Below are 25,460 nucleotides of genomic sequence, written 5' to 3' on the forward strand. Positions count from 1 at the left end.
GCTTCATGTTTCACTTTTCCGCTTCGTCCAGGCGACATTTGTCGACTTGTGATGAGCGGCTTCAGCGTGTCTTCAGGAAAGTAATTGAGCATTACGATTGCACGATTATTTGTGGTCACCGGGGCAAAGCTGCCCAGATGCTGGCGTTTGAAAATGGTCAGTCGCAGTTGCAATGGCCAGACAGTAACCACAATCAGCTGCCCAGCAAGGCGGTGGATGTAATGGCTTATCCCTTGGACTGGTTTGATTATCAGCGATCCGCGCACTTTGCCGGGTATGTGTTGGGGGTTGCTGAGGGTATGGGCATCAAGCTGCGCTGGGGTGGTGACTGGGATCGGGATGGTCAGTTAAAGGATCATCGGTTTAGGGATTACCCACACTTTGAGCTGGTGGACGATGATTAACCTGAATCCAATGGCAGGAATAGCCAAAGAGCTGATGGGTGGTCTGGATGGTTTGTTTACATCTGATGAAGAGCGAGCCAAAGCTGAACTGTCTTTGAATCGCCAGCTGCAACAGCCTCATATTCTCCAGGCATTGGCCAATATCGAAGAAGCCAAACATCCCTCCGTCTTTGTCTCCGGTTGGCGACCCGCTCTTGGTTGGCTCTGTGTGTTTATTCTTGCCTGGACCTGGATTGTTCGTGATGTGGTGATCATCGGACTGATGCTTGTTGATAAGTCTGAAGTGGTCCAACAGTTACCCATAGCAGACACCAGTACGGTGATTACTCTGTTGCTCTGTCTACTCGGATTGGGTGGTGCCCGAACCATTGAGAAACTCAAGGGTGTTGCAAGGAGATAGTCATGGGTGATGAAGACCGCTTCAATCGCATTGAGCAAAAGCTGGACGGCATCACCCAGATCCTGCAGACCCTGGCCAAACACGATGAGCGGATGGTCAACCTGGCGCTGCGGGAAAAGCGCAGTGAGGAACGGCTGGACACCATTGAGAAAGCCGTACTCAAAAACTCGACCATCAGCAGTGTGATTCAATGGATCGCTGCCACCACTACCGCAGGCATCATAGCCTTTGCTATCAAACAGTTATTCTAACCATGGCCAACCACAGCAAATACAAACCGGAAATGTGTGATCAGGTGAAGGAGCTGATGAGCACCGGTTTAAGTCGCAAGGCTACCGCTACGGAAATGGGGATCAGCTATAACACGTTTCTGTCATACATGGACAAGTATGAGGAATTTGCTGAGGCCGTGGCTCAGGCAGATGTTTTGGCAGAGGTATTCTGGGAAGAGAAATACATGCAGGGAGCATTGGGGCTTAACAAGGATGTTTCGCCAGCCATGTTGATTATGTATATGAAAAACCGTTACCACTGGCGGGATCGCCATGAGCAGACAGTGGTAGCGGAAAAGATACCGACGCTGGACGAATGGCTGGAAGAAAAGGACGGGTAAAGCCAGCCCGGGAGAGGCTGCTCACCGAGTTTACGTTCTATGCAAGCAAGTGCCTGAAGATTCGCACCAAGAATGCCAAGGTAATTCCCTTTCGGCTAAACAAGGCTCAGCTCTACCTGGACAGTCGGATTGAGGATCAGAGACAGCGTACCGGTAAGGTAAGAATCGTGGTACTCAAAGGCAGACAACAGGGCTGCTCTACCTATACTGAAGGCCGGTTTTACTGGCTGGTGAGCAATCGCAAGGGATTACGGGCTTATATCCTGACCCATGAAGCGGATGCCACCGCCAACCTGTTTGATATGGTGCAGCGGTATCACGAAAATCAGCCACCGTTTACCCAGAGGGAACTGAAAAACAAAAGCTCCAAGTTACTGGAATTTTTCCATGACTCCGGGTATCGGGTTGGTACCGCTGGCAATAAGGGAGCTGGACGTTCATCCACAGCACAACTGTTCCACGGATCAGAAGTCGCCTTCTGGCCCAATGCGGATGAACATCTGGCCGGTGTATTACAGGCAGTACCCAATGAACACAATACCGAAGTTATTCTGGAGAGCACTGCTAACGGCGTCGGTGGTGTGTTTTATGATTATGTTATGGACGCTGATGCTGGTCGCGGTGATTTTGAACTGGTGTTTATCCCCTGGTTCTGGCAGGACGAATACCGTGCCCAAGTCCCCGCCGAGTTCACGACAGATGCCGACGAACGATACCTGAAACAGACTTATGATCTGGATGATGGGCAGCTGCAGTGGCGTCGCCAGAAAATCTATGAGCTGAAGTCGGAAGACAAGTTCAAACAGGAATACCCCTGCAATATTCAGGAAGCTTTTCTGTTCTCTGGTCGGCCTGTCTTTGATCCCAAGCATACCGAAGCGGCTAAACAGGAATGCTATTCGCCCAAATGGCAGTGTGAACTGACACCTAATGGTTTAAACCGGAAGAAACCGGGATTACTGAACATCTGGTACCCAGTGGAGGGGAGTCAGCAGTATGTCATCGGTTGCGATGTTGCTGAAGGATTAGCTCCCATCAATGACAAACACAAGCACGGTGATTATTCATCCATCGACGTATTGGATCGTTCTGGCTATCAGGTGGCACACTGGTCTGGCCATGTGGCACCGGATGATCTGGGCAAGATGCTTAATCATTTGGGGCGTTATTACAACAATGCCTTGATCGGTGTGGAAAGAAATAACCACGGTCTGACTACGATCACCAAGCTGAAAGATCTGAAGTATCCCAACCTCTATATGGAAACCACCGTGGATCAGCGTACCCAGAAACGCACCAAGCGGATCGGCTGGCTGACCACGACCAAATCAAAACCGTTAATGATTGATCACCTGGCGGCATTGCTCAGGGATGGTGATGCGGGGATCTGCAGTGTAGATACGGTAAAGGAGTGCCAGACCTACGTCATTGAAGATAACGGTGCTACCAACGCCCAGGAAGGTTGTTTTGATGATCGGGTGGTCAGCTATGCCATCGCTCAACAAATGGTGCTGAAGTTGCCCCGCAGGAAAATCAATATCAATGAGCTGAAATATCGCTCTCCAGGGAAATCGGCTTACTGATGGAACGGACAATCATTCTTTTTACTCAGCAGGTGGTGGGTAGCTGGCCAGCCATTATGGCCGGTCATCGTTTTGAGTGGCAGCGACGCAGAGGCAAGAAGGTCAGGTAATGGAACACGGACTGGTGATGGTCGCTACCCCGGATGAGGTGACTCAGACGGAGCTGGACAACGAGCGTCGTGAACTAGCGGTTCGTGATGCTTTTGCATCGGATCTCTACAGTCGTTGGCAAGGCTATCGGGAAGCAAGGCGGGAAGTGGAAGATGAGTGGCTGGATGCGCTGCGGGCAGTAAAGGGTGAATACGGTCCCGAGCAAGAAAAGGTGATGGAACAGCAGCAGGCCTTGAGCCGGGTGTTTATCAAGATCACTGCTACCAAAGTCAATGCTGCCTACTCCCGACTTATTGATCTGCTGTTTCAGAATGTGGATTCCTTTTGGGATATTGTTCCCAGTCCACTGTCTGATATTCCTGCCTCCATTAAGCAGCAGATTCGGATGATGGCTATTCAGGAACTATTGCCATATCGACTTGATCCCCGAACCCGAAACCAACTTATCCAGGAACGTAACGATGAGATGGAACGGGAGCTGCTGGCAGAAGCATTGGAGAAGGCCAATACCGCAGCCATGAAAATGAAGCGGTTGATCAAGGATTATCTGATCAATGCCAATGCACTCACCGAAATCAAAAAGATGGTTCGTGAACAGGTGACCCTTGGAACTGGCTGTATCAAGGTAGCAACCCTGAATATCCGGAACCATGAGAAGTGGGAAAGTGAAGGTGATGAATGGAAACTCAATGAGCATCAGAGCATTGAGCCGGATATTGAATGGGCCAGTGTCTTTGATTTGTTCCCCGACCCCTACTCCCATGATCCCGGCAAGCCGAACGATCTGTTTCGCCGTCATGTGCTGACCAAACATGAGTTTCGGGAGTTGGCAGGTAGTCCCGGTTTTGAGACTGATACCATTCACGCCATTCTGATGGAGTCTCCCCAGGGTAATCATGTTCCTGAAGATTACGAACGGGAACTGCGTAATATCAACAATAACGATGAGCAATATGTTACGCCTCAGCGCTTTGATGTGCTGGAGTACTGGGGGCCGGTGGATGGCCATCAGCTGATGGAGTATGGCGTTACCGATATTGATGAACAGGCAGAGTACCAGGCCAATATCTGGATCTGCGATGGCCGGATGATTATGGCCAGACTGAACCCGCTGAAGCCGGAAGCGATCCCCTACAAGTTTGTTCCTTATGAAAGTGTGCTGCACCGATTCTGGGGCATCGGTATCCCCTACATGATGAACGACAGTCAGGATGTGATGAACTCCACCGGCAGAGCCCTGTTGGATAATGCAGCCCTGACCGCTGGCCCCATGTTCCAGATGGATGTAAGCAAATTTCCGGAAGGCATGAGCCTGGAGGATGCCAAGAAAATCTACCCCTACCGACTCTGGTTCTATGACGGTGAAGCCGGTGAAGGACCAATGATTCAGGCAATCAATATTCAAAGTAACCAGAAGGATCTGTCCGGCATCTTTGAAATGTTTCGAAGATTTGCGGATGAAGAAACATCGCTCCCCAGTTATACCCATGGTGAACAGACTCAGAGCCTGAACAAAACCGCCAGCGGTATGAGCATGCTGATGACTGCTGCCAATGTGGCCCTGAAAAGCGTGGTAAAAAATATAGACGACTACGCAACTGTTCCGCTGATTGACAGCTTGTTTAATTTCGCCATGCGCTGGAGTGACAGCGAAGATGCCAAGCGGGGCGATTTGGATGTGGTGGCCATGGGCAGTGCCGCGTTAGTGGCCAAAGAGCTGCAGTCAGAGCGGATGATGAGTGCCCTGAACGTCAGCATGAATCCGGTGCTGGGTCCCATGACCGATCACCGCTATCTGTATAACGAATACCTGAAATCTCTGGATATTGATCCGGACAAAGCCCTGAGACCCGAGGAAGAACTCTATGCCCAATCCCATGCACCTGAAGCCGCAGGAGGCGGAAGCCGTTCTGACGGTGAGCAATCGTCCGGAGTACGAAGTGGTGGAGGAGTATCTTCTGCGCCGACGCAAGTTGCTGCTGGAGAAACTGGCAACGTGCCAGGATTCAACCAACTTGCGCGTCCTGCAGGGTAGAGTGCAGGAGTTGGATGACATTATCGCCTTGCAGCTCAGGGCAGCGACGTATTTGAAACAGCAGTAAAAACTAATCCGCTTCGGCGGTTTTTTTATGCCCAGGGATGGGCGGTATGCTGGTAACGCATGGAGCGGTTACCGGTGAATGCCTGAAATATGTGGATAAGCCCAGGCCCCACAAGATCAGGTTAAACCAAATGTGGACAAGCCTCAGCGCCCCACAGGGAGAGTGAAGATGGCAATCGATGCCGAACAGTTGGATCAGGAAACTGACGCCGAACTTGCAGCCCTTATGGGTCTAAATACGGAAGCCCCTGCCGCTTTTGCACAACAAGAGAACGAGCAGGACAAGCAGACCGACCAGAACCCGCCCGCTGATAAGTTACCCCCGCCACCTGCACCGGAGCCGGAAGCGACTGACGAAGAGTCAGAGCCACCTGCCCCCACATCTCGTGAAGAGAGCGGTGAAGACTGGCAGGACAAGTACACCAAAGCGGAAGAGTCCCGCAAGAATGCCCATGCCCTGATGACCCGGGCGACGCAAAAAGCCGCTGATCTGGAGCGCAGCAATACGGAGCTTCAGCAACAGATGGCTTTGCTGCAAGCCAAAGTGGATCTGCTCAGTCAGCAGAGTCTGAGTCAGCCGAACCAACCCAATAGCGAACCAGAGTCGTCTGATCAGTTTCAGGAACTCCGTAAGGACTACCAGGAACTGGATCCGGTGTTTAACAAGCTGGATGAGTCGGAACAGCTCAACCGGAAACTGGAGCAGCGGCTGGCGGTTATTGAGAAGGCACGGCAGGAGCAGGAGGCCGATCAGGCTCGACAGGCATTCTGGAGCAAGTTGCGCAGTCTTCATCCCGATGTGGAACAAATCTCTGCCAGTGAGGACTTTAAAGGCTGGTTTGCACGACAAACGGCTGATGTACAGGAACTGAGTCGTGTCAGCCCATTGGGAGCGGCGCAGGTAATGAGTCTCTATAAAGAGGCTGCCGGTCTGAATAAGCCAGCGCCAAAACCAGCACCCGATCCAGCGCAAAAAATACAGCAGGCAAAACAGATGAGCGAGCCGCCAGTGCGGTCCCGTTCGAAACCGACCACTCAGGGTCGCCAACCCGCTATGACACTGGAACAGATAGCGGCTATGCCGCAGAAAGAGTTTGATGCCAACGAGGAAAAACTCGATGAGGTTCTGGCCCAGTGGATTAAGCAGGGAGGTCGGCTCTAACCGTTTCTCGAAAGAGATTCAAAGGATCTGAATCATGGCAACGACCACGTTTCCAACGGGGGCTATGGCAAATGCCCTGTCCGTTATTTATTCCAAAAAGCTCAACGCGAAGTTCTATAAACGAACCGTGTTGTCGGCTATCTGCAACACCAACTGGGAGGGTGAGATCCAGTCGGAAGGCTCCAAGGTAGTGATCCGTACCCGCCCCGATATTACGGTAGCGGATTATGACCGTGCCGTGGGGGTTGAGTATCAGGATCTGGAACCACCCAAGGTGGAAATGCCCATCGACAAGACCAAGTACTACGCCTTTATTGATGACTATATCCAGAGTGTCCAGTCCAATATCGAGCTGATCAACGAGTCTTCTGCTGATGCAGCAGAAAACGTGAAGATCGCGGTAGACGGCGATGTACTTGGGAATATCTATACCGATGTCCATCCAGATAACAAGATCGACGGCGGTGGTACCAGCGTGGTTGTGGATAAGTCCAATGTGCTGGATTACATCGTCGATATGGGCACCCTGCTGGACGAGAAGAACATTCCCGAGTCCGGCCGCTGGCTGGTACTGCCACCCTGGGTGTGCGGGATGATCAAGAAGTCTGAGCTGAAGGATGCGTCACTGGCCGGGGATGGTACCTCCATCATGCGTAACGGAAGGCTGGGCATCATTGACCGCTTCACGCTTTACTGCAGCAACAACCTGGCCACCGCTTCAGGCATTACCCAGTGCATGGCGGGTGTGAAGGACTTTGCCGGGTTTGCATCGCAGTTTATCAAGCATGAGAGCCTGACCCTGGAGAAGCACTTCGGCATGGGGCACCGTGGCCTGCAGGTGTATGGCTACAAGGTACTGAAGCCCGATGCTGGTGTGCTGCTGGCAGCCAAACGCTCTTAAATTCATGCTTTTATTTTTGCCACGGAGACACGGAGGCACAGAGGAAAAGCCTTTCTTTTCTCCGTGTCTCTGTGCCTCCGTGGCTAATAAACCAAAAGGATATTGAACTATGGCTTTTGATCTGCAAACCTGCCGCAGCAAGGACGAACTGGAGTCCTTTACCCGGCAGATGTTTAACGTGGAGCTGGACAAGCGCAAAAAGCTGGATGATTTAAAAGACGAAGTTCGCTTACTGATGAATGGTGGTGATCCGCTGGTAAAACCGGAAGAGCCAGAGGAAGCTACGTCTTCACCTATGGCGGGCAGGAAGCCTTTGCAATTTGTGCTGAACAAGAACACCAATAGCGTCTTTATCTACAACCCCAGGCTGAAGAAACGGATGGGCGTGGATCTGGAGTTCTGTGACCAGCAAGGTAACCGGCTGTAGGTTATGAAGGTTACCGACATTATCCAGCGGGTTCGCAACTTGCTTCAGGACAATACCACCGTTCCCAGGTGGAGCAATAACGACCTGCTGGATGCCTATAACGAAGCACTGCTGGCCGTGGTGCAGAACCGGCCTGACGTGAACTCGCAGTTACTGACTTTCACCTGTCAGGCACAGGCCGTGCAGTCGCTGCCGCCTGGCATCTACCGACTGCTGGATATTGTGGATAACCCGGACACTGGCAGAACGGTGATTGCGACCACCCGCAACAGTCTGGACAGCCTGCTACCCAACTGGACCACGGCCACCGGCATGGAAGTGGAGCAATTTGTCTACGACCAAAAAAGCCCCGCTGTCTTTTATATCTACCCGGTACCACCAGCGGATCATCAACTGAACCTGTTGGTTAGTCAGGCTCCTGCTCGAATAGTGATTACGGATTTTGACACCGATACCCAACTATTCAGCCTCGACGAGCTGTGGCTTAACCCGGTGATCAACTACATGTTGTTCAGGGCTTTCAGCATGGATATGGAAACGGAAGCCAATATGCAGCAGGCCCAGAGTTACCTGGCCATGTTTGCTAATGACCTGGGGCTGAAGTGGAACGTGGATCAAATGTTTCGGCAGATGCTTCAGGGCAAGGTGAAGGGATAAATGGAACTGGACGCCTATCTTTCCCGAATCAGGCCTTATGCCAAGGGCTGCCCGGACCAGGTCATCAAAAACTATCTGATCATCACCCTGCGGGATATTTGTCATCGGGCGAACCTGTGGCGCCACAGTGACAAGCTGTTTATGGTCAAGGGCATCAAACAATATTCCCTGACTGCACCCACGGGAACCGAGATTGCCACGGTGCAGAACATCCAGCGGGAGGACGGTACCCGACTGGAAAGCCGTGATCTGCTCCCCCCGCATATTTCCAACGGAACGCCTTACTACTACCGGCACTTTGAGACAACGACACTGACCGTTGCGCCAATCCCGGATAAGAATGAGATGCACGATATTGAACTGACCCTGATGCCTGCCTTTGATGCCGTGGAAGTACCTGACGATCTGGGCCAGTTGACATTGGAGTTTGCCTGCTGGGGCGTACTGGCTGATCTGCAAATGATGCCTGACGAGCCCTGGACCAATCCACAACTGTCAGAAGTGAACCGGCAAAAGTACGAACGGGAGCTGAATAAAAAGCGCATTCGTGGACTGGTGGGTGCCAGTGGTGGTGAACAGTCGGTGACCCGCAGGAGATTTGTCTGATGCCATTGCCCACATCCACAGATCTTCCACCTATCCTTCGGGGCGACAGCTTCACTATTCCGGTCGCGTTTACTGATGCTAACGACCAGCCAGCTGACCTGTCGGGCTGGACATTAATTTTCACCCTGAAGTTTCACCGGATGCAGCCTGACAGTGAAGCGGTATTGCAAAAACGACAGATCATTGCCGGTTCTGAGGCAATAGTTATTGTCACGCCGACGGATACCAATGAGCTGACACCCTATCGCTACGAATACGATATCCAGCTTTCCACTCCAGACGGTACCGGTGTCAGAACCTTTATGATGGGTACCATAACCCTCACCTCTGGAGTCACCCACGCCATTTCTTAAAGATTCACCACAATACCCACAGGGCACAAGAGGCACAAAGAACACAAAGAAAAGCTGTTTCTTGTCTTTTCCTTTGTGCCCTTTGCCGTGAAAAATATTTTGCTTAACCATTTTTCATCCCTGAGGGTGGCGCAAAATATTTTCACGCGCCATGGGCATTTGTGTCTTTGCCATGAAAGAAAATTGCCACGGAGGCACAGAGCACGGAGAACAGAAAAACGCTTTTCCTCCGTGTCTCCGTGACTCTGTGGCTAAAGCTTTCATGACAGAGGGTGACAAACCATCGTCATGAACATTTTTGGTTCAAACCAAACAGGACAAGGATATGTCAGACCCGAAACTGGCGGATATCAAGGTATCCCTGATCGGTGAGGCCGATCTGATTGTGGCTCAGCGTCAGGCCGTAGCCGAAGACAAGATAGCCATTGAGCAGATGAAGGCTGATATTGAAAACATGCAGTCTGATGTGGACAACGACCAGAGTGATGTAGCGACGCGCCATACAGATATCGTCGCCAAACATGGGGAGGTTGAAGCGGATCGGTTAGAGGTATCCACCAACCGACAAGATGTAGAAGACCGGCAGACCGATATCATCAATCGCCAGACCGATGTGATCAGTCGACAGTCAGATATCACCGCCAAACACAATACCGTGCTGAACACTGCCGGGGCGGTGGCAAAAGATAAAGTCCGGGTGGCCAGTGACAAGGTGGACGTTGGCAATACTGTCACTGCATTCAATACTACCGTCGCTAATGCCCTGCAATCACTCACTGATGAAGGCAACCAGCAAAACACCAGAGTTATCGCCACCGGAGAAAGCCAGGAACGGCGGGTGATTGATGCTGGCGATACCGAACGGGGTGACGTTGTCCAGGAAGGTATAAACCAGCGAAACCTGATTAGCACAGAGAGCACCAACCAGCAGACGCTTATCGCCAACAAAGGTACTGAACAATCTGACCGTGTAAAAGCTGAAGGCGATGGTCAGGTACTGCGGGTTCAAACGGAAGGAAATAACCAGATCAGTCGGGTCATTGTAGAAGGCAATAATCAAACCGCCCGAGCCACCACCGAGGCGGATCGTTCATCCAGTCAAGCCAACCTTGCCCAAACCCATCGGAATTACGTTGAAGATTTTGCCGGTCGTTTTGGTAATGTGGATCAGGCCATTACCGATGCCACCGCTCATGCAGCCCGTGCCAATACCGAAGCCAACCGCTCCAAGTCGGAAGCGAATCGTTCAACAGATAATAACGCACTGGCAGAAAGCCATGCTGACCGGGCGGATGCTGCCGCCAGTCGAGCGGATGAAATTGCAGGGTTGAAAACGGTAAGGGATGCCCTGGTTGCCTCTTCGCTTCCGGCACCGGATTTTCATCTACCACTGACTTCTGATTTACAGATCCGTGAAGGTTTCGGCCCCGCAGATCAGCTGGATATTTCTCCAGCCCGGGATGGCAGCCAGCTGATCAACCTGCCTACCCGCTCAGCGTCGTTCCATCGCAACGGCATTAAGTGGTATACCAATAAATCCGGTGTGCTTACCAAAGCCGAGATTAACGAACCTGCCTTTGAGCAGGAGGGTATTCTGATTGAAGGCAGTAGCACCAATATTGTCCCCCGCAGCAATCATTTCTCATCTCACTGGGTAAAGTATCCCGATGGTTCGACCACCGTGATTACCGACAACGCCGAAACTGGCCCCGATAATATTGAAAACTCAGCCGCACAGCTGGATTTTGTTGGTAACAGCGCCTGGCTGCTGACATACAACCTGAGCGGATTCGATCAGACAAAAGCCCATACCGCATCTATCTGGATGAAAGGCAGTGTCGGCGGCGAACAGATCAAGATCGATTTTAAAAATCAGGCGTCAGTAGGCCAGCAGGGAGCGACTTTTAATCTCACTACCCAGTGGCAGCGCTACCAGGTCAGTTCCGTTGATCCCGGTGATGGTAATCACAATATTCAGGGCTTTCAGGTCCGTAAAAACGACGGTGTCCCCGGCACCATTTTTATTTATGGCGTCCAGCTGGAAGCACTGCCATTCGCCACTTCCTATATTCCTACCGATGGCAGTGTTGCAAGCCGGGAACAGGATTATCTGAACATTCCCCGTGCAAACAATCTTGTGCACAGCTCCCGCACCCCCATGAGCTGGAGTATCGATTTCAACACTCTGGGGGAAATACCCGGTGCGACCAACTACCTGATTTTTTGCAATGGCTATAACCCAGATTACGATGTCTCTGGCTGGGCGCTGGTGGTGTGGCCCCGCTCCGGTTCTTATGATGGTCTGCGGGTACGTCAGGGCATTGATATAATTATGCCTGCGGTGACGGATACCCAAATGCATCGGCTGGTCAGTTCAGGAGAGGAACAAAAACTGATCGTCTATCTGGATGGACAGCAGATTGGCTCAGGGAATCAGGGGAATCTTACCCGTATCTATAACTCCAATGATGTAGCCTTGGGTCGTGCCGGAGAGCAGTGTCTCAATGGTCATATCCGGGATTTCAGAATCTGGCACCGGGCGTTAACCCCTGAGCAGGTCAGCGTGCTGGGGTAAGCCATGAAAATCGACATCACTTCTTTTACCGGAGAAGTCCCCTGGCTGGACAGCCACTTGCTGGAAGATACGCAGGCAGAGGCGGCGGTGGATTGTCGTTTAACCAATGGCAGTCTGAGAGCCTATCGTGCGCCGCTGGTTGAGCAGGTACTGAACGATACCCCGCAGTCTGTTTACCTGTATCGCAACGAAGGTAACCGCTATTGGTTTGACTGGACGGAAGATGTGGATGTGATCCGTTCCCCAGTGGCTGACGATCCCAACAATCGAGTGTATTTCACTGGCACCGTCAAGGGGCCAAGATACACCGATAACGGCCTGGCCCTGAGTGGTGGCAGTGACTATCCGGTCAATGACCATCAGCTTGGACTGCCAGAGCCGGACGTGGCCCCCGTGGTGACGCTCAGTGGTACACCGCTGGACGATGCTGAAGCAGTGGATGCCGAAACCCGTTTCTACACCTACACCTGGGTGGACGAAAACGGACGGGAAGGACCGCCATCGCTGCCCTCCGGTGAGATTGTGGTGAAACCCGGTGAAACGGTGGACATTACCGTGGGCTCAGGTCCCGGTGCCGTGGACCTGAACATTACCCATTACCGGATTTACACCAGTACCCAGATCGGCGTGTATCAGCTTTGCACCCAGATCAACAACGCCGGAACGGTGGCCACCGATACCCCCGTAGGTGTCACCACTGTGGTGGATCAAACGCCGTTGGACCAACGGGGAGGTATCCTGAAAACCATCGGCTGGATAGCACCACCCATCAACCTGCAAGGCATGGTGGTGCTGCCCGGTGGTGTGGCAGCGGGATTCTCCGGCAAGGAGCTGATGTTCAGTGAGCCTTACCATTTGTACGCCTGGCCAGCGGCCTACCGGCTGGCGGTGGAGTATGACATTCAGTCACTGGCGGTGGCCGCCAACAGTGTGCAATGTACAACAATATAATTGCACCTTCGTCGATGTTATTGCACGATTATAGGAGGCATTATGACGATAATAAAAACAATGGACTCAACGATTACACGGACGACCTACTGTTACTCATATCACCGCATCTCAACTCGTAACCAGTTAAAAGGTGGCGGTATTAAACGCCAGATAGAAGACAGTTCCAGATTCTGCGAAGCACAGAACTGGGTGATGGATACGACCTTCAAACTCACCGATATCGGCACCTCTGCCTACCATGGTAAAAACCTTGATGATCGTGCTGCACTTGGGAGCTTTCTCAAAGCGGCGGATGATGGCCTCGTTAAACGTCCTGCTGTCCTTCTGGTGGAAAGTCTGGATCGATTAAGCCGGGCAAATATCATGGATGCTCTGGAACTGTTTATTCGTATATTGAATGCCGGTATTTCTATCTGCACTTACCACGACCGGATGATATACAGCAAGGAAAGTATTCAGGCCAATTTCGGCCCACTACTTATTTCTATTACCATTATGTGCCGGGCTCATGAAGAAAGTGAGACAAAATCAAAACGAGTTAAAAGAAGCTGGATTCAGATGCGTGAGAAAATCCGGAATGGGGGCATTGGCAGCAAAAAAATATATCCAAAATGGATATCAACAGAGAGTGGGAGGCCAGAAATCATTGAAAGCGAAGCTAAAATAATTCGAGAAATTTTTGATCTTTGTGTCAATCACAATATGAGCTATACAGATATTATTGTCGAAATGAGAAAACGACACAATAACAATATTAATTTAAGGAGTTATCAGCTCAATCGCCTTTTTCGTCATAAAAATGTTCTTGGAATATACTGTACTACTGGCGCTCAAGCAGGAGAGGAAATTAAGGCATATCCTGCCATTATCAGCGAGGATATGTACTATAAAGCCAAAGCTCTAATTAAAGAGCGGATTTCAGTCCGGGTTGGTCAACCAACGAAGTATGAAATTAATTTTTTTAAAACCAAACTATCCTGTGGAGATTGCGGTTACGCAATTACATCCAATAGGGCAAACAGGTCGACCTCTTACCTTTGCAGAGAAAAACTTAAAACAAAGACTGCCTGCAAACAAAGTTCAAAGATAACGGCTAAAAAATTTCAACCCGTCCTTTTGTACGCCATCTCACTGATCGACAAAGACGATATGCTGGAAAGTGCTGCTAACAGTAAGAAGGCCAAGCTCTCCAAGGCAATCAATACTAAACAGGCTGAGCTAGAAGATAAGCAAACTCGTATGGATAACCTTGCTGATCTGGTTGCAGCCGGGTCCAAAAAAGGAGTTCAGATGGTGGTTCAGCTTGAGGGCGAAGTTGATACTATCCTGCAAGATATAGCAACAATGCAAGACCAGCTGGATATGCTTAATTCGCCCACTATGGCCGCAAGCATTGATCACGCAAACGAGTTTGGCAGGAAATTTATTCTTGGGCAGGCCACCAAGGAAGATCAGGAGCCATTCGTTCAAGCACTTGGAAATATAGTGGAAAAGATAGTAATTCATTCTCCTGAGAAAGAAGGCCAGAGAACCATTGCCATTATTAAACTGCTTTCAGGTATAGATATAAGGGTTGTAGTAGAAAAGGATTATTCCGCAGATATTTTCAAGGGGAAAAAACGTATCGGCCGCTTTACACCGAAGGGGTAGTCACCCCTTCCGGTTAGCCTTAATCCATTGATCAACAAGGGAGTTAAGTACACTCCCTTCTTTTTTCCCCTTTTCCTTCACCAGTTGGATAAATTCATCAACCTTCTGGTTCGAAATCACAAAACCATAAGCGATAGAGTCATCACGAATACATTGTTGAATAAGGTCCATATCCTTATCATTCTGTTCATCATTTGTCATATCCCTATTCCCTAAAAATCAATATCCGTATCAAAGACATCAAAATGATCAGCGTTGAATCCCTCTGGTTTTGGGCGACCTGCCGGGTTGTCATTCCATTCGCTTGGTGTGCCTGCTTTTACCGTAAAGTCATAAGCCCTTACCCGCTGCCAGCGCCCGTCTTGAATAACTTCTATACGACAAGGTTCTTTCATATCCCGAACCACATTAATCCGGTTCAGTGCATCGTCGGTGAATTCTGGGCAGGGTTCATGGTTAAAGCGTTTCACCCACCAGATCACGGCTTTCTGTCGTGCATAACCGCCATATTCAAAGCAGACCCATTCACGGATTGTTTCCAGGCCGCAGCGATAAGAGACCTGCATCGAGGGTGGTTTGCCTGTTTTCTCATGAAGGGTGTAAATGATTTCATCCACATCAAACCATTCCGGTTCAATCTGGTTCGCCAACAGTGCGGCGCTGGATGCTTCTGCTTCATGCTTTTCCCGTTCCGGGAATTCATAGTGGCAGGCAGGGCAGATTTGCAGGCCTGCAAGAATCAGTTCAAAGCATTCCGGGCATTCCTTAACCGGCGGTTCTCCGGAGCCTTTACCTGCTTTTATATGGTCAACAGTGATGCGGTCAATCGGTCCATGGCGTTCAACGTTGCCGCCATAATCCAGTACCAGGCAATCCGTCTTTCCAGTCTCAGGGCTGATGCGAAGGCCTCGTCCTAAAATCTGAACATACAGTCCGGGAGATTTAGTGGCTCGAAGCAGAGCAATCATATCGGTCAGAGGGGCATCAAAACCGGTGGTCAGGACGCCTTGGCTGGTAAGCGCTTTTATCTTTCCTGCTTTATAGTTTGCCAGAATCCGAGTCCGGTCATCTTTTGGGGTTTCTCCGGTGAGGCATTCGGCCTCAACACCCTCAGCTACCAGTAATTCTTTGACCTGTTCAGCATGTGCCACACTGACGCAGAAGATCAGCCATGCTTTCCGCTCCTGACCGTACTGAATGATTTCTGTCACCGCTTTTTCGGTGACATCGTTTTTGTTGACTGCGGCTTCCATATCACTGGTGCGATAATCGCCCTGCCGGGTTCTGACGCCAGTAAGATCAATTTTCTTTTTTCCAGCTTTGGAACGCAGAGGCGATAGAAAACCATCGTCAATTAATCGCTGAATGTCGGTCTCGTAGACAATCTCATCAAACAGGGGCTGCTTTCCTTCCGTCAGTAAACCCTGTTTCATGCGGTAGGGAGTGGCCGTAAAACCAATAATTTTCAGTGCAGGATTCATGTCCCGAAGACCAGCAATCAGTCGAGAGTACATCGTTTCTGAGCTTTCACTATTGAGCAGATGGCATTCATCAATAACGAGTAAATCACAATGACCTAATTCCTCAGCCCGTTTATGAACACTCTGGATGCTGGCAAACAGTATCTGAGCATCAGTATTGCGGGAATTCATAGAGGCCGAGTAAATACCCGTCGGAGCCTCCGGCCACTGGGCAACAATCTTTTCATGGTTCTGTTCAATGATCTCTTTCACATGGGAAAGAACCAGGAACCGCTGATCTGGCCATTTATTCAGAACCCCGTGGATAAAGTCAGCAATAATCACAGACTTGCCACCACCGGTACTGACGCAAACCAGCGGGTTGCCATTGGCGGCGCTGAAATACTGATAGATGGCATCAATAGCCTCCCGCTGATACCAGCGGAGCTCAAAAGCCACGATCAAAACCCTTCATCTGGTTAATGATCTGATTGGCTACGCGCTCAGTCGCTTTGCGGTCAGTGGTTGTTGGTATCCCGTCGCTTGTCTTCCTCACCTGAAGCATTTTATCCGCAATGCTGTAGGCAAAATTTACGGCTGGCTCAATGGCCGTGCCCCGGTTGCAGGTAAACTCCCCCATCAGCGCAGCAATGGCAAACAGATCCCTGAGTTGGATAGATTGGCTTTTAAACTGTTCTAACTGGTTTTCCAGGTTGTTGATGGTTTCATCGCAAGCCGCTTGAGCGTATTGATCAAAAGAAGCGGTATCTTCGATCAGATAATGAGAGACCTGCGGGTAGAAATTGCCTTGCTGGTAGTCTGTTATGCACAGCCCACTGTCCCCATTGAGACCAACCAGGTCAATCTGGTCTTCTGCAGGTGGATTGCTTACAGGTATGAAGCGATAGCGTTTGGAATGATCCATTGCTCATTTTCCTTCTCATTGATTATTTTCAATCGTTCCATCGAACTGGGTTTTCAGCCCTGCCAGCTTTTCATCCGTCAGCAGGCGTTTGTCTTCTACTGCCTGAATTTCCCGGGAGGAAAACTGCCCTTTATCCGTACCGGTAACAAACTCTTCGCCGGTAGACTTCAGGCGATAGCGTATCCAGTACTCACCGCTATCAGTGGGCTCGGCAAATTGCTCTAACAGGTAGGGGTTATAGAGGTGGAGTTCACAGCCGGACTTCTGAACAGATTCCGGAATATCCATATCATGACGGGCGCAGTGCCACTCACCTTCCTCAATTGGAGTGCTGTGCATACAGGTACGACAATTAACCGCAGGGGCTTCCTGACCATGGCAGATGGCCTGGTGGTCACAGAATTTGCAAAGGTACCAGCTGGGGTCTTCGGTGATTTTGCACAGCGGACGGTCACTGGCAATAATGCCCTCGGCCTTTTGTAACGTTGCCTTACCAATTACCGGGTCAAGACGAACCCGTTCACCATACAGCTCATCCGTATTCTTATTCACAGCTATATAGAAGGCTCTGGTCAGTTGGGGATTGGCCAGATACATATAGACCTGCATCTGAATAAAGTGCTCTGGCTTGGCTTCCTGCACTCCCTTCTTAACCAGGTTATTGAAGGATTTTTCATTGTGGGTTTTCATCTCGATCAGGTGCCAGGTTTTGGGGGCTTCGATAAAGCCCAGACCCACACCATCAAATGAACCACCAAAATGGCCGTTGCAGGCTGAGACTCTGAACTGTTTGCCGGTGGCAGGATCGGTTTCAAATACCTTTATTCCGATACTGCGCAGATCAGATACGAATCGTTCCTCTGCCAGATGACCAGTTTGAAAGAGTCGCAGCAGTTGGCCACCATGCTTTACATCAGAACACCAGCGAAAGGTATACCAGAGTGCCCGGTCACAGGGGCGACCAATAATTGAACCGCCCAGATGCGCCCGCATTACACCACCCTGGTTGTCCTCATAATGCCGGATAATCGCTTTGATGGTCGTTTTGTTGGATTCGGGGATTTTCACAATGATTCGCCTTCCCTGGCTCTGAGCCTATTTCTGCTTTCTGTTTAACCGTCTGGCAATTCGCTGGGCTTTGCGCTTTCGCTTTCTCTCTGTTTTGGAGGGTCGTCGTTTGGTGAATCGGGCTTTATCCAGCTTTCGGGCGGAGGTGCCCGTTGAATTGAAAAACATAACTTTCTTTCCTGGATGAAGGGGGCAAGCCCCCTTGATGAATGGCTATTTTTGTCCCCACGGTGGCGCAGCGTACTGAGTGGCTGGATGGGCTGCTTGTTGGGCTGGCGCAGGGTTGTGGGCTGGTGTCTGCTGCTGAGGTGCAGGGGCATTCTGCATGGGCTGACCACCCACATTGATCCATTTTTTTACTTCATTTTTAGGGCCATAACCCGGATCATTCTTGACCACCACCCGAATCCGAACCACCTGATTCAATAGTTGATCCGTGTCGCTGATCATTGGCTGACCAATGGCGTGAGCAATTCGGCTGAGTTCTTTCCTGCCGATTTCCTCTGCCCTGGGGCTCCGGTTTTCAATGTTGTGTTGTGACCAGAGTTTCCGGCTCTCATGCGGTCCTTCCATAATGGTGTAGGTCAGTTTCACCATACGACCGCCAGTTTTAGTGTTTTCCAGCGATGATTCGGTGATCATGGTCAGGTACTCACCAGCCGGTAGCGGCTCAAATTCATCGGTGGGATCGTAGTCACCGGCGTTAAAACCTAACTGTGCCATGGGCAATCTCCTTATTTATTGGCTTGGGTTATTGGTCAGTGCGTCACTAAAGGCCTGCCAGTTCAACGGCAGCTCTGGCGGCAGCCCGTAACGGTTTTTAGCAACAAAGCTCGGACGAGCTTCGGTATAGAGATAACGTTGGCCGGTGCTGATGCCACGGGCTTTCACCTTATTGAAACCGGCTTCTTCTTTCTCAATGACGGTTTTGTAATCCGCAAACAACACGCAATCCACCGACTCCATGATCAGCTCACTGGCGCGTTTGTGAAGCTTGATCTGGTAGCGGTCATAACTGTCGGTCATTGGACTTTCAAACCGCTTGATTTCGGAATGGGCGATCAGGATAAAAGCCATGCCTTTGTCATTGCGCAGGGCAAACAGCGCATTCAACAGCTGTCGCCATAAATCCAGGGCGAACATAAAGCCTTTGCCGTAACCAAAATCTTCAACCGATTCGTAACGCTCACCTTTCGGACCAACATAGTGTTGGCAAAGGTGAATCCATAACAAGTTCTCAAGGTGATCCAGGCTATCGAGAACCACGGTTTGGTATTTATGATCACTGCTATACAAAGCGTGAAGGGCATCCAGAACATCCTGGAAGCTTTTCATCAACGGGAACGCATCCACTTCCAGCTTGCCAAGCCCATCCTCGGTGCAAATAAAAATAGGGTTGGGCGCCCCGGCTGCCAGAGAGGTTTTCCCCACGCCAGATGAACCATGGATGACCAGTGCTGGGGCTTTAAAACCCAGTGAGCGGCTGATGGAGTTGAGTGTAATCGCCATTACTTGTCCTCCAGCCGTTCATACTTCACGGCCACTTTTTTGGGTTTGGTGGTGATGGCTTCTGCGACAATGGTGTAGTGAGCCGGATCAAGCAGCTGCAAGCTCTTCAACTGTTTGATGTTCAGTTCTACTTTGGTGCGAACAAGCCCTGCTGACAGTGATTGCGGGATACGCTTTTTGACGTCTTCCCACTTTTTCTGATCAAGGGTTCTGGTGAACCCTGCAGACGTTGTTACCTTGTAGTAGTCACCTTTGATGGACTGGCTTCCCTCATCTTTTACGCCCACCATATCGCACAACTTCTGTTCAATATCGAGGCGGTGATTCCTGGCATGCTCTTCGGATTTTTTAGCCCGCTCTAACTCGTAGGCGAGTTTGTCCAGCCGTGAAGCATCATTGCTTTCGGTCATAGCAATTCCTTTTGTTGTGGTTTTGGGGTGGGTCAGCCGTTAACTGGCCTGTTTATCCTCTGATTCCAGAAGCTCTTGCAGCTCAGGGACTCGATGCAATTCGGGGTATCCCTGGTTCCCGGATGTATCAATGAGGATGCCATTGGTGGTAAACAGCGCAGGGATCTGCTTGTCCGGAAGGTTGTCTTTTAATTCTGAGAGAAGATCAATGAGCAGGTTGCGGGTCTTTTCCAGGTCATTCCGTAATTTTGCGGCACGGAGATCAAGGGCTTGAGCTTCCTGCTCCATGGTTAATACATCGTTGGCGGTTACTCCTATTACCGTTTTCTGATCAGCAAGTGTCATTGTCGCTTACCGTTTAGAGTTATTGTTCAATCAGTAAGCATTAGACTGCCAACAGCAAAAACCGCTGTCAACGAAAAAATAAACTTTCCTAATATTTTTTGTTTTTTGTATTTCGCTAAGGAAGGCAAAAACAGCCAATAGCCTGTCCGATGTAGTTATCTCTTAACACCGAAAGGGACTGAAACCGGGGGTTGTTGAACACCAGCATAGACTGGCAGTTGAGTTCTTCATAAGTCCCCAGGACGGGTCCCTGATCCTGAAAAAGGCACACCTTACCTGCTTCAGCTGACAACTTCGGATCAATAAACACCAGAGAACCATTGGGGTAGCTGGTACACGGCATGCCATGGTTATCCATTGATGAGCCGGTCACGGTCAGGCAGAAAGCCTGCTCACTGCAATCCACCGGACAATTGCGCCAGGCCACATCATCCGGGGCTATCCGGTTAACCACCCAATCGGCAATATCCCCATCGGTCAAATGCGGCAGTGCCCTGCCAATACTCACTGTTGGCTCGACAGCACCTTTACCGGAGATAATGTAATGGGGATCAACATTGAGAACCGTGGCAATTTCATACTGCATTTTCAGGACATTTTTATCGGTAAAACTGACGTTGTCCCCGAGCCAGATGGACACGGTGGGCTTTGTCACGCCCAGTTTTGCCGCCAGCTGAGTCTGTGTCATTTTTCTCTTCTTCAGGAGAACTTTTACCCTATCCTTCCAGCTCGTCATTGCCATCTTCCTTATCTGTCCTGCCCCAATTATCAGGAAATAGTGAAAGTGAGTAAACCAACAAGCCTACTCCAATACAGAAAACACTAAACATATTTGATTAAATAAGTTTATCGCGATAATAATTTAAGTCCCGACCATGAAGCCCAACACTAAACAAGGAGGTTGCGCCAATGGATAAGCCTACGCCGGGAGAAATTATCAGGACTTATCGGGAATGTCGCGGTATGACACTGACCAGTTTGAGCAGAGTGCTGTACTGCTCCAAGTCTGAACTGTCTCTGTTTGAGAACAACCGAAAGCCCATCGGCAAACTCAGAAGACTGCTCTGGTCAACCATTATCCCGGAATGGACACCGGATATGCTCACCCACAAAGGGCAAAAGCCCTGCAATGACTGGCAATAACAATAACCACTCACAGGACAGCATGACATGGAAGCCAATTTGCCGGACACCGCCACACAAGCCTGGAAACTGAATGAAGCAGGACTTTCAATTGTCCCGCTCGGTTCACCTTTTGAAGAACCGCCCAATTGGTTTGTAGAAGGGCGCTGCTCAGGGGATGTCAAGAAAGCAAAAATGGAATGGCCAAAAGCACCGCGGTTTCGCTGGAAACAATATCAGGAAGAAGCCCCTGATGACAGCGCGATCGATAACTGGACAAGGCTCTACCCGCATACCAATTGGGCCATCATTACCGGGTACAGGGTTGTGGTAGTGGATGCGGACAGTACAGAAGCGGTGCAGTTTATTGAAGAAGGTACCATTACCCGGACTCCCCTTCGCGCAAAAACCAGTAAGGGAATGCACTTCTACTATCAGGTTAACCCGGACTTTCCTATTCACAACTCCGTTCGCAAAAACAAGATCGATTTGCGGGGAATCGGTGGTTATGTGGTTGCACCGGGCAGCACCCATGCCGACGGAACGCTCTATCAGTGGGAAACCGTTGGGTATATGGACATCTCTGACTTTCACGACCTGCCTATGCTGACGCCTGATGATATTGCCGCCATCAATGGTTTCAATGGTCAGTCCATTGAAGATAAAACGGTGGGTGACCTGGGTTTCTCCACCGATCAATACCCTCTACCGCACGACGGAAGCAATCTGGCAGAAGGACAAGGTCGGAATAATGCAGCCGCCAGTATGGCAGGACAGCTGATCCGGCAGAATTATTCTCTCAGAGAAGTAAAAGCCATTCTGGATCAGTGGAACCAGTCTAATAATCCACCACTGTCTGATGCTGAGTTGAATACCACCATAGCCAGTATCTCCAAAACACACACCAATAATAATCCCGGTTCATCCATTCTTATTGAGCCTCTGCCCGTTACTAAACCTGAGTTTGCCTTCAGCCATGTGAAAGAGCTGGTTAAGGGAGTCAAGCCGATCAACTGGCTTATCAAGGGTTTTCTGGAAATGGACAGTCTGTCGTTGATGTTTGGTGAACCTGCCTGCGGTAAATCGTTCTCTGCCATTGATCTGGCCTGCTGCGTGGCCACAGGGAAGGATTGGCATGGTAAGCAGGTTAAGCGTTCGGGGCCGGTCTTTTATATCGCCGGGGAAGGATTTAATGGTCTCTCCCGTCGCCTAATGGCATGGCAGGTATCCCACGGCTACAACCTGCGAAATGCACCGATCTACATCAGCCAGTGTGCCGCCTCTCTCACAGACCTGGGCAATGCCCGTCTGGTCAGTGCCAGTATTGAGGAAATTGTGGAAGAAACTGGTGGTGTGATTCCTTCAATGATTGTTATTGATACCCTGGCCAGAAATTTTGGTCCAGCTGACGAGAATGCCACTAGGGAGATGAATACCTTCATCAACCACATCGACCAGCTGCTCCGGGCGAAATACCAGTGCAACGTATTGATTGTCCACCACACCGGCGTGGGATCGAAAGATCGTGCTCGTGGCAATAGTGCCCTCAAAGGTGCACTGGATGCTGAGTATGCAGTGGTGAAATCAGACGACGAGATCACAATTACCGCCAAAAAGATGAAGGACGCAGATGAACCAGACCCCATCAAATTTCTGTTTCACCCTGTCCGGTTGCCTTTCGTGGATGAAGAAGGTGAGCCTCAATACAGCTGTATTTTGAAAGAGTACGACCCCTCCCAGCTGCAAAGCTTGAAGGTAAAAAAAGGGCTTGAAACAGTCCTTGGAGAACGGCAGAGAAAAATTCTGGAAACATTGAATCGGCTGACCGGCAGTGCCCAGGAAAATCTGCGTAAGGACGGGCGTGATCCTTCACTGGCAAAAATTGAATTAAGAAACCTGAAAGACGACTGCTATGAGCAGGGTTTTATTGGCTCCAAGCACTGGCGCAGAACGATTAATGCCCTGGTCGAGCGTGATTTATTAACGGTGGAAGAACCCTTTGTTCTTGTCTCTGAAAAGGGACAGGAGGCACTCAATAATGAGTAATTATTTTGATTATTTTTTGATCAGAAAAGAGCCCCCCTACCCATTTTTTTCTTTTCTGATTTTAAAGAGCCCCTCTATCCCCCTGAACCCCTTTATTTTCAAGAGTTTCGGGCGAGTTGATGCCTTTAGCCGACGCACCCCACCCCACCCACTCTCTCTATAGAGAGTGGTGGACAAGGGGGGGCAAGGGAAGCATGGCAAAAGCGAGGGTTAGGGAGCCTTATTGGAAGGGATATTTTAAGGACAAGTAATTATGAAAATAGTGATAGGAATAGATCCGGGACTGACGGGAGGTATAGCGGTTCTGGAGAGTGAGAGTAAGGAGTTAATCAAAGTCGTAGATATGCCCATTATTCCCGAGGGAAGCAAGAAAAAAGTAAGCGGTCATGGCTTGATGAAAATATTTGGTGGCTATACCCGGCATCAGGTGGAGATGGTCTATCTGGAAAAGGTGGGAGCAAGGCCAGGACAGGGCGTGGTCTCCATGTTTAACTTTGGCCGTTCGTATGGTGCTGTAGAAGCTGCAGTCAGCTTAATGGGTTTTCCCCTTACCTATGTAACTCCCCAACGCTGGAAACGCTCTGCTGGACTTATGGGAGCTCACAAGGATGCATCGAGAGGAAAAGTGTTAGACCTCTACCCGGAGGCTGACGTTCATCGAAAAAAAGACAATGGACGTGCTGATGCTGTGCTCATTGCCCGATATGGAGAATCGGTATGAAATTCTACTCAGCAAGACAGGCTATTCACGATGCCTATGCTATTCATCTGACCAGCAAGGGTTTTGAAGTTAACCCCTTGGCATTTCAGGCTGGTAGTCAATCGAGCAAGTTGGACAACAACCTGTTGATCTGCAATACCGTAGAAGCTGGCAAAGTGATTGCGGCAGTAGAAAAACTTGATGAGCCATTTCGTTCCTGGGCAAAGTGGGCCTATGGACCAAGAACTGAGCACTTGCTACCTGAGCAAAGACGGTTCTTTCAGTGGTTGGAGCAGGATGTTACAGAGAGGCTGGCGGAGAGTGAGCGGGATTATCGGGAGGTGACACAACAGAGGATCAGGGATGTGGTGGCCTATACCGTTCTGGATTATCGAAGCTTTGTAACCACCGGTCAGCATTTTTACCCAGTTAGTCAGATTATTAAAAAATGCCGAATTCATAAACAAAACTGGAAGCGTGACTTTTCACTTTGGAATGCCCTTTACTGGGATCAATGTGATCATTTTTTTGACAGCGAAACACTGAGGAATATTGCCAAATCTATTGCATTGCTAGAGTAGAGGTAAGTAGTTGGATTTGATTTAACCAACTGCTGAGCTTTAATGATTTGCTAAAATAGATTTGCAAGTTTTTTTGTCTGCACGAAGGAGCATGGTTATGGAGTACTGTCCTTTTTGTGATGAAGCACTGGATAAAATTTCAAGAAAGCTTAAAAGATTAGAGAATCAAAATAAAAAGCTTCGATCTCAGATTGAAGAATTGAGTGAAGATGATGAACTACATACAGAATATTTTGTTGGTAGTAAATCAAGAAGCACCTTTCATAGACCGGATTGTGTTTGGGTAGAGAACCTTCTCTGCTCAAACAGACTTGTCGAGTTTTACTCTCACGAAGAAGCAGTTGATGCTGGTTACAAGCCTTGTAAATCCTGTAGAGCTTAATAACTGGGGAAGTAATGATATGAGTAATATCATTGATTTTAACAAAGAAAACAAATGGATGGGGCGAGGCTCAGAAGAATTATTGATGGAGGATATCCGTAATGCTGAAGCAAACTTCCTAATAATTGCTTGCAGGGATCATAACCCGAGTAATATGTTTGGTGGTGACTCTAAGATGTGGCTCGAAGAAAATAAAGGGCGTTTTCCAAAAGCAGGTAGATACAAAGTTTGCTTTTCTTGCCCTGAATCACAGGGAAAGCCAGATTATTTCGGACTGGAAGAAGATACATTAAAAATCATTCACATTTCCCGCTTGTAGTCTCAAGTGTGAAAAATCTTAACGTCATGGAGTTGCCAATGATTACTGAATAAGGCATAGTTATTCAACATGCAGAGCCTCACCCAGAAATGGTGT

Annotated in this window: 31 protein-coding genes; 21 read left to right on the top strand and 10 right to left on the bottom strand. The window is 49.7% G+C overall.

Annotated features, from left to right (window positions below):
• The first annotated feature begins 5 nt into the window (after positions 1-5).
• The 15 genes from CX664_RS07170 to CX664_RS07240 all read left to right on the top strand — a co-directional run bounded on the left by CX664_RS07170 (position 6) and on the right by CX664_RS07240 (position 14,497).
• Positions 6-404: a M15 family metallopeptidase domain-containing protein gene (locus CX664_RS07170; protein ID WP_101746076.1), complete on the top strand. Its 399-nt coding sequence runs from the start codon at positions 6-8 to the stop codon at positions 402-404.
• A complete protein-coding gene (locus CX664_RS07175) occupies positions 397-804 on the top strand; it encodes a 3TM-type holin (protein ID WP_101746077.1) in 408 nt (135 codons plus the stop codon). The genes CX664_RS07170 and CX664_RS07175 overlap by 8 nt, the downstream gene beginning before the upstream one ends.
• A 2-nt stretch (positions 805-806) precedes the next feature.
• The gene (locus CX664_RS07180; RefSeq protein ID WP_101745988.1) at positions 807-1,055 is read left to right on the top strand and encodes a hypothetical protein; all 249 of its coding nucleotides are present in this window, start codon (positions 807-809) and stop codon (positions 1,053-1,055) included.
• A gap of 2 nt (positions 1,056-1,057) precedes the next feature.
• Entirely contained in the window at positions 1,058-1,417 is a 360-nt protein-coding gene (locus CX664_RS07185) for a hypothetical protein (RefSeq protein WP_101746078.1), read from the top strand.
• Positions 1,393-3,000, top strand: coding sequence for a terminase large subunit (locus CX664_RS07190; protein ID WP_101746079.1), 1,608 nt, complete (start codon positions 1,393-1,395; stop codon positions 2,998-3,000). The genes CX664_RS07185 and CX664_RS07190 overlap by 25 nt, the downstream gene beginning before the upstream one ends.
• 109 nt (positions 3,001-3,109) lie before the next feature.
• Positions 3,110-5,146 carry a portal protein gene (locus tag CX664_RS07195; protein WP_101746080.1) on the top strand — a complete coding sequence of 679 codons (2,037 nt, stop codon included), beginning with the start codon at positions 3,110-3,112 and terminating at the stop codon, positions 5,144-5,146.
• Between the two features lie 235 nt (positions 5,147-5,381).
• Positions 5,382-6,374 (top strand): hypothetical protein, encoded by a 993-nt coding sequence (locus CX664_RS07200; protein WP_101746081.1) that lies wholly within the window; start codon positions 5,382-5,384, stop codon positions 6,372-6,374.
• Between the two features lie 34 nt (positions 6,375-6,408).
• Positions 6,409-7,275: a hypothetical protein gene (locus tag CX664_RS07205; RefSeq protein ID WP_101746082.1), complete on the top strand. Its 867-nt coding sequence runs from the start codon at positions 6,409-6,411 to the stop codon at positions 7,273-7,275.
• Positions 7,276-7,384: 109 nt separating this feature from the next.
• Complete coding sequence (locus CX664_RS07210; protein ID WP_101746083.1) at positions 7,385-7,702, top strand: hypothetical protein; 318 nt, start codon at positions 7,385-7,387, stop codon at positions 7,700-7,702.
• A 3-nt stretch (positions 7,703-7,705) separates the two neighbouring features.
• Positions 7,706-8,359, top strand: a complete 654-nt coding sequence (locus tag CX664_RS07215; RefSeq protein WP_101746084.1) for a phage adaptor protein — start codon at positions 7,706-7,708, stop codon at positions 8,357-8,359.
• Positions 8,360-8,965: a hypothetical protein gene (locus CX664_RS07220; protein WP_101746085.1), complete on the top strand. Its 606-nt coding sequence runs from the start codon at positions 8,360-8,362 to the stop codon at positions 8,963-8,965. It begins immediately after the preceding gene.
• The gene (locus tag CX664_RS07225) at positions 8,965-9,318 is read left to right on the top strand and encodes a hypothetical protein (protein ID WP_101746086.1); all 354 of its coding nucleotides are present in this window, start codon (positions 8,965-8,967) and stop codon (positions 9,316-9,318) included. Before CX664_RS07220 ends, CX664_RS07225 begins: the two co-directional genes overlap by 1 nt.
• A 325-nt stretch (positions 9,319-9,643) precedes the next feature.
• Positions 9,644-11,893, top strand: coding sequence for a LamG domain-containing protein (locus CX664_RS07230; protein ID WP_145999881.1), 2,250 nt, complete (start codon positions 9,644-9,646; stop codon positions 11,891-11,893).
• Between the two features lie 3 nt (positions 11,894-11,896).
• Entirely contained in the window at positions 11,897-12,844 is a 948-nt protein-coding gene (locus CX664_RS07235) for a hypothetical protein (RefSeq protein ID WP_101746088.1), read from the top strand.
• Between the two features lie 42 nt (positions 12,845-12,886).
• Positions 12,887-14,497, top strand: a complete 1,611-nt coding sequence (locus tag CX664_RS07240; RefSeq protein WP_101746089.1) for a recombinase family protein — start codon at positions 12,887-12,889, stop codon at positions 14,495-14,497.
• On the opposite strand, the gene CX664_RS07245 is transcribed toward CX664_RS07240, so the two are convergent.
• From CX664_RS07245 to CX664_RS07285, 10 genes are all read right to left on the bottom strand, one after another.
• Positions 14,498-14,698 (bottom strand): hypothetical protein, encoded by a 201-nt coding sequence (locus CX664_RS07245; protein ID WP_101746090.1) that lies wholly within the window; start codon positions 14,696-14,698, stop codon positions 14,498-14,500.
• Positions 14,699-14,709: 11 nt separating this feature from the next.
• Positions 14,710-16,416 (bottom strand): DEAD/DEAH box helicase, encoded by a 1,707-nt coding sequence (locus CX664_RS07250; RefSeq protein ID WP_101746091.1) that lies wholly within the window; start codon positions 16,414-16,416, stop codon positions 14,710-14,712.
• Complete coding sequence (locus CX664_RS07255; RefSeq protein ID WP_101746092.1) at positions 16,406-16,882, bottom strand: hypothetical protein; 477 nt, start codon at positions 16,880-16,882, stop codon at positions 16,406-16,408. Before CX664_RS07255 ends, CX664_RS07250 begins: the two co-directional genes overlap by 11 nt.
• A 15-nt stretch (positions 16,883-16,897) precedes the next feature.
• A complete protein-coding gene (locus CX664_RS07260; RefSeq protein ID WP_101746093.1) occupies positions 16,898-17,950 on the bottom strand; it encodes a PD-(D/E)XK nuclease family protein in 1,053 nt (350 codons plus the stop codon).
• Between the two features lie 27 nt (positions 17,951-17,977).
• A complete protein-coding gene (locus tag CX664_RS26270) occupies positions 17,978-18,118 on the bottom strand; it encodes a hypothetical protein (protein WP_180966408.1) in 141 nt (46 codons plus the stop codon).
• 45 nt (positions 18,119-18,163) lie between these two features.
• The gene (locus CX664_RS07265) at positions 18,164-18,673 is read right to left on the bottom strand and encodes a DUF669 domain-containing protein (RefSeq protein ID WP_101746094.1); all 510 of its coding nucleotides are present in this window, start codon (positions 18,671-18,673) and stop codon (positions 18,164-18,166) included.
• Positions 18,674-18,688: 15 nt separating this feature from the next.
• Entirely contained in the window at positions 18,689-19,459 is a 771-nt protein-coding gene (locus CX664_RS07270) for an ATP-binding protein (RefSeq protein WP_101746095.1), read from the bottom strand.
• The gene (locus CX664_RS07275; protein ID WP_101746096.1) at positions 19,459-19,869 is read right to left on the bottom strand and encodes a DUF7173 family protein; all 411 of its coding nucleotides are present in this window, start codon (positions 19,867-19,869) and stop codon (positions 19,459-19,461) included. The genes CX664_RS07270 and CX664_RS07275 overlap by 1 nt, the downstream gene beginning before the upstream one ends.
• Positions 19,870-19,908: 39 nt before the next feature.
• On the bottom strand, positions 19,909-20,214 hold the full coding sequence (locus CX664_RS07280) for a hypothetical protein (RefSeq protein ID WP_101746097.1): 306 nt from the start codon (positions 20,212-20,214) through the stop codon (positions 19,909-19,911).
• A gap of 115 nt (positions 20,215-20,329) precedes the next feature.
• Entirely contained in the window at positions 20,330-20,956 is a 627-nt protein-coding gene (locus CX664_RS07285; RefSeq protein ID WP_145999882.1) for a S24 family peptidase, read from the bottom strand.
• 167 nt (positions 20,957-21,123) lie between these two features.
• On the opposite strand from CX664_RS07285, the gene CX664_RS07290 reads away from it, so the two are divergent.
• The 6 genes from CX664_RS07290 (at position 21,124) to CX664_RS07315 (ending at position 25,364) form a co-directional block, all read left to right on the top strand.
• Positions 21,124-21,357: a helix-turn-helix domain-containing protein gene (locus CX664_RS07290; protein ID WP_101746099.1), complete on the top strand. Its 234-nt coding sequence runs from the start codon at positions 21,124-21,126 to the stop codon at positions 21,355-21,357.
• Positions 21,358-21,384: 27 nt separating this feature from the next.
• Positions 21,385-23,382, top strand: coding sequence for an AAA family ATPase (locus CX664_RS07295; protein ID WP_101746100.1), 1,998 nt, complete (start codon positions 21,385-21,387; stop codon positions 23,380-23,382).
• A gap of 253 nt (positions 23,383-23,635) precedes the next feature.
• Positions 23,636-24,103 (top strand): RuvC family protein, encoded by a 468-nt coding sequence (locus CX664_RS07300; protein WP_101746101.1) that lies wholly within the window; start codon positions 23,636-23,638, stop codon positions 24,101-24,103.
• Positions 24,100-24,663, top strand: coding sequence for a bacteriophage antitermination protein Q (locus CX664_RS07305; RefSeq protein WP_101746102.1), 564 nt, complete (start codon positions 24,100-24,102; stop codon positions 24,661-24,663). The genes CX664_RS07300 and CX664_RS07305 overlap by 4 nt, the downstream gene beginning before the upstream one ends.
• A gap of 97 nt (positions 24,664-24,760) precedes the next feature.
• The gene (locus CX664_RS07310; protein WP_180966410.1) at positions 24,761-25,045 is read left to right on the top strand and encodes an Ada metal-binding domain-containing protein; all 285 of its coding nucleotides are present in this window, start codon (positions 24,761-24,763) and stop codon (positions 25,043-25,045) included.
• Positions 25,008-25,364, top strand: a complete 357-nt coding sequence (locus CX664_RS07315) for a hypothetical protein (RefSeq protein WP_145999883.1) — start codon at positions 25,008-25,010, stop codon at positions 25,362-25,364. Before CX664_RS07310 ends, CX664_RS07315 begins: the two co-directional genes overlap by 38 nt.
• The last annotated feature ends 96 nt before the right edge of the window (positions 25,365-25,460 follow it).

Source organism: Endozoicomonas acroporae, from assembly GCF_002864045.1.
Classification (GTDB): Bacteria; Pseudomonadota; Gammaproteobacteria; order Pseudomonadales; family Endozoicomonadaceae; genus Endozoicomonas; species Endozoicomonas acroporae.

Bases quoted from the DNA above. Each gene is read 5' to 3' on its own strand.
- CX664_RS07300 (WP_101746101.1), top strand. From the start codon at position 23,636: ATGAAAATAGTGATAGGAATAGATCCGGGACTGACGGGAGGTATAGCG.
- CX664_RS07225 (WP_101746086.1), top strand. From the start codon at position 8,965: ATGCCATTGCCCACATCCACAGATCTTCCACCTATCCTTCGGGGCGAC.
- CX664_RS07220 (WP_101746085.1), top strand. From the start codon at position 8,360: ATGGAACTGGACGCCTATCTTTCCCGAATCAGGCCTTATGCCAAGGGC.
- CX664_RS07175 (WP_101746077.1), top strand. From the start codon at position 397: ATGATTAACCTGAATCCAATGGCAGGAATAGCCAAAGAGCTGATGGGT.
- CX664_RS07270 (WP_101746095.1), bottom strand. From the start codon at position 19,459: ATGGCGATTACACTCAACTCCATCAGCCGCTCACTGGGTTTTAAAGCC.
- CX664_RS07285 (WP_145999882.1), bottom strand. From the start codon at position 20,956: ATGGCAATGACGAGCTGGAAGGATAGGGTAAAAGTTCTCCTGAAGAAG.
- CX664_RS07295 (WP_101746100.1), top strand. From the start codon at position 21,385: ATGGAAGCCAATTTGCCGGACACCGCCACACAAGCCTGGAAACTGAAT.
- CX664_RS07255 (WP_101746092.1), bottom strand. From the start codon at position 16,882: ATGGATCATTCCAAACGCTATCGCTTCATACCTGTAAGCAATCCACCT.
- CX664_RS07200 (WP_101746081.1), top strand. From the start codon at position 5,382: ATGGCAATCGATGCCGAACAGTTGGATCAGGAAACTGACGCCGAACTT.
- CX664_RS07275 (WP_101746096.1), bottom strand. From the start codon at position 19,869: ATGACCGAAAGCAATGATGCTTCACGGCTGGACAAACTCGCCTACGAG.
- CX664_RS26270 (WP_180966408.1), bottom strand. From the start codon at position 18,118: ATGTTTTTCAATTCAACGGGCACCTCCGCCCGAAAGCTGGATAAAGCC.
- CX664_RS07265 (WP_101746094.1), bottom strand. From the start codon at position 18,673: ATGGCACAGTTAGGTTTTAACGCCGGTGACTACGATCCCACCGATGAA.
- CX664_RS07215 (WP_101746084.1), top strand. From the start codon at position 7,706: ATGAAGGTTACCGACATTATCCAGCGGGTTCGCAACTTGCTTCAGGAC.
- CX664_RS07310 (WP_180966410.1), top strand. From the start codon at position 24,761: ATGGAGTACTGTCCTTTTTGTGATGAAGCACTGGATAAAATTTCAAGA.
- CX664_RS07315 (WP_145999883.1), top strand. From the start codon at position 25,008: ATGCTGGTTACAAGCCTTGTAAATCCTGTAGAGCTTAATAACTGGGGA.
- CX664_RS07230 (WP_145999881.1), top strand. From the start codon at position 9,644: ATGTCAGACCCGAAACTGGCGGATATCAAGGTATCCCTGATCGGTGAG.
- CX664_RS07205 (WP_101746082.1), top strand. From the start codon at position 6,409: ATGGCAACGACCACGTTTCCAACGGGGGCTATGGCAAATGCCCTGTCC.
- CX664_RS07240 (WP_101746089.1), top strand. From the start codon at position 12,887: ATGACGATAATAAAAACAATGGACTCAACGATTACACGGACGACCTAC.
- CX664_RS07290 (WP_101746099.1), top strand. From the start codon at position 21,124: ATGGATAAGCCTACGCCGGGAGAAATTATCAGGACTTATCGGGAATGT.
- CX664_RS07170 (WP_101746076.1), top strand. From the start codon at position 6: ATGTTTCACTTTTCCGCTTCGTCCAGGCGACATTTGTCGACTTGTGAT.
- CX664_RS07305 (WP_101746102.1), top strand. From the start codon at position 24,100: ATGAAATTCTACTCAGCAAGACAGGCTATTCACGATGCCTATGCTATT.
- CX664_RS07245 (WP_101746090.1), bottom strand. From the start codon at position 14,698: ATGACAAATGATGAACAGAATGATAAGGATATGGACCTTATTCAACAA.
- CX664_RS07280 (WP_101746097.1), bottom strand. From the start codon at position 20,214: ATGACACTTGCTGATCAGAAAACGGTAATAGGAGTAACCGCCAACGAT.
- CX664_RS07210 (WP_101746083.1), top strand. From the start codon at position 7,385: ATGGCTTTTGATCTGCAAACCTGCCGCAGCAAGGACGAACTGGAGTCC.
- CX664_RS07195 (WP_101746080.1), top strand. From the start codon at position 3,110: ATGGAACACGGACTGGTGATGGTCGCTACCCCGGATGAGGTGACTCAG.
- CX664_RS07190 (WP_101746079.1), top strand. From the start codon at position 1,393: ATGGCTGGAAGAAAAGGACGGGTAAAGCCAGCCCGGGAGAGGCTGCTC.
- CX664_RS07185 (WP_101746078.1), top strand. From the start codon at position 1,058: ATGGCCAACCACAGCAAATACAAACCGGAAATGTGTGATCAGGTGAAG.
- CX664_RS07180 (WP_101745988.1), top strand. From the start codon at position 807: ATGGGTGATGAAGACCGCTTCAATCGCATTGAGCAAAAGCTGGACGGC.
- CX664_RS07235 (WP_101746088.1), top strand. From the start codon at position 11,897: ATGAAAATCGACATCACTTCTTTTACCGGAGAAGTCCCCTGGCTGGAC.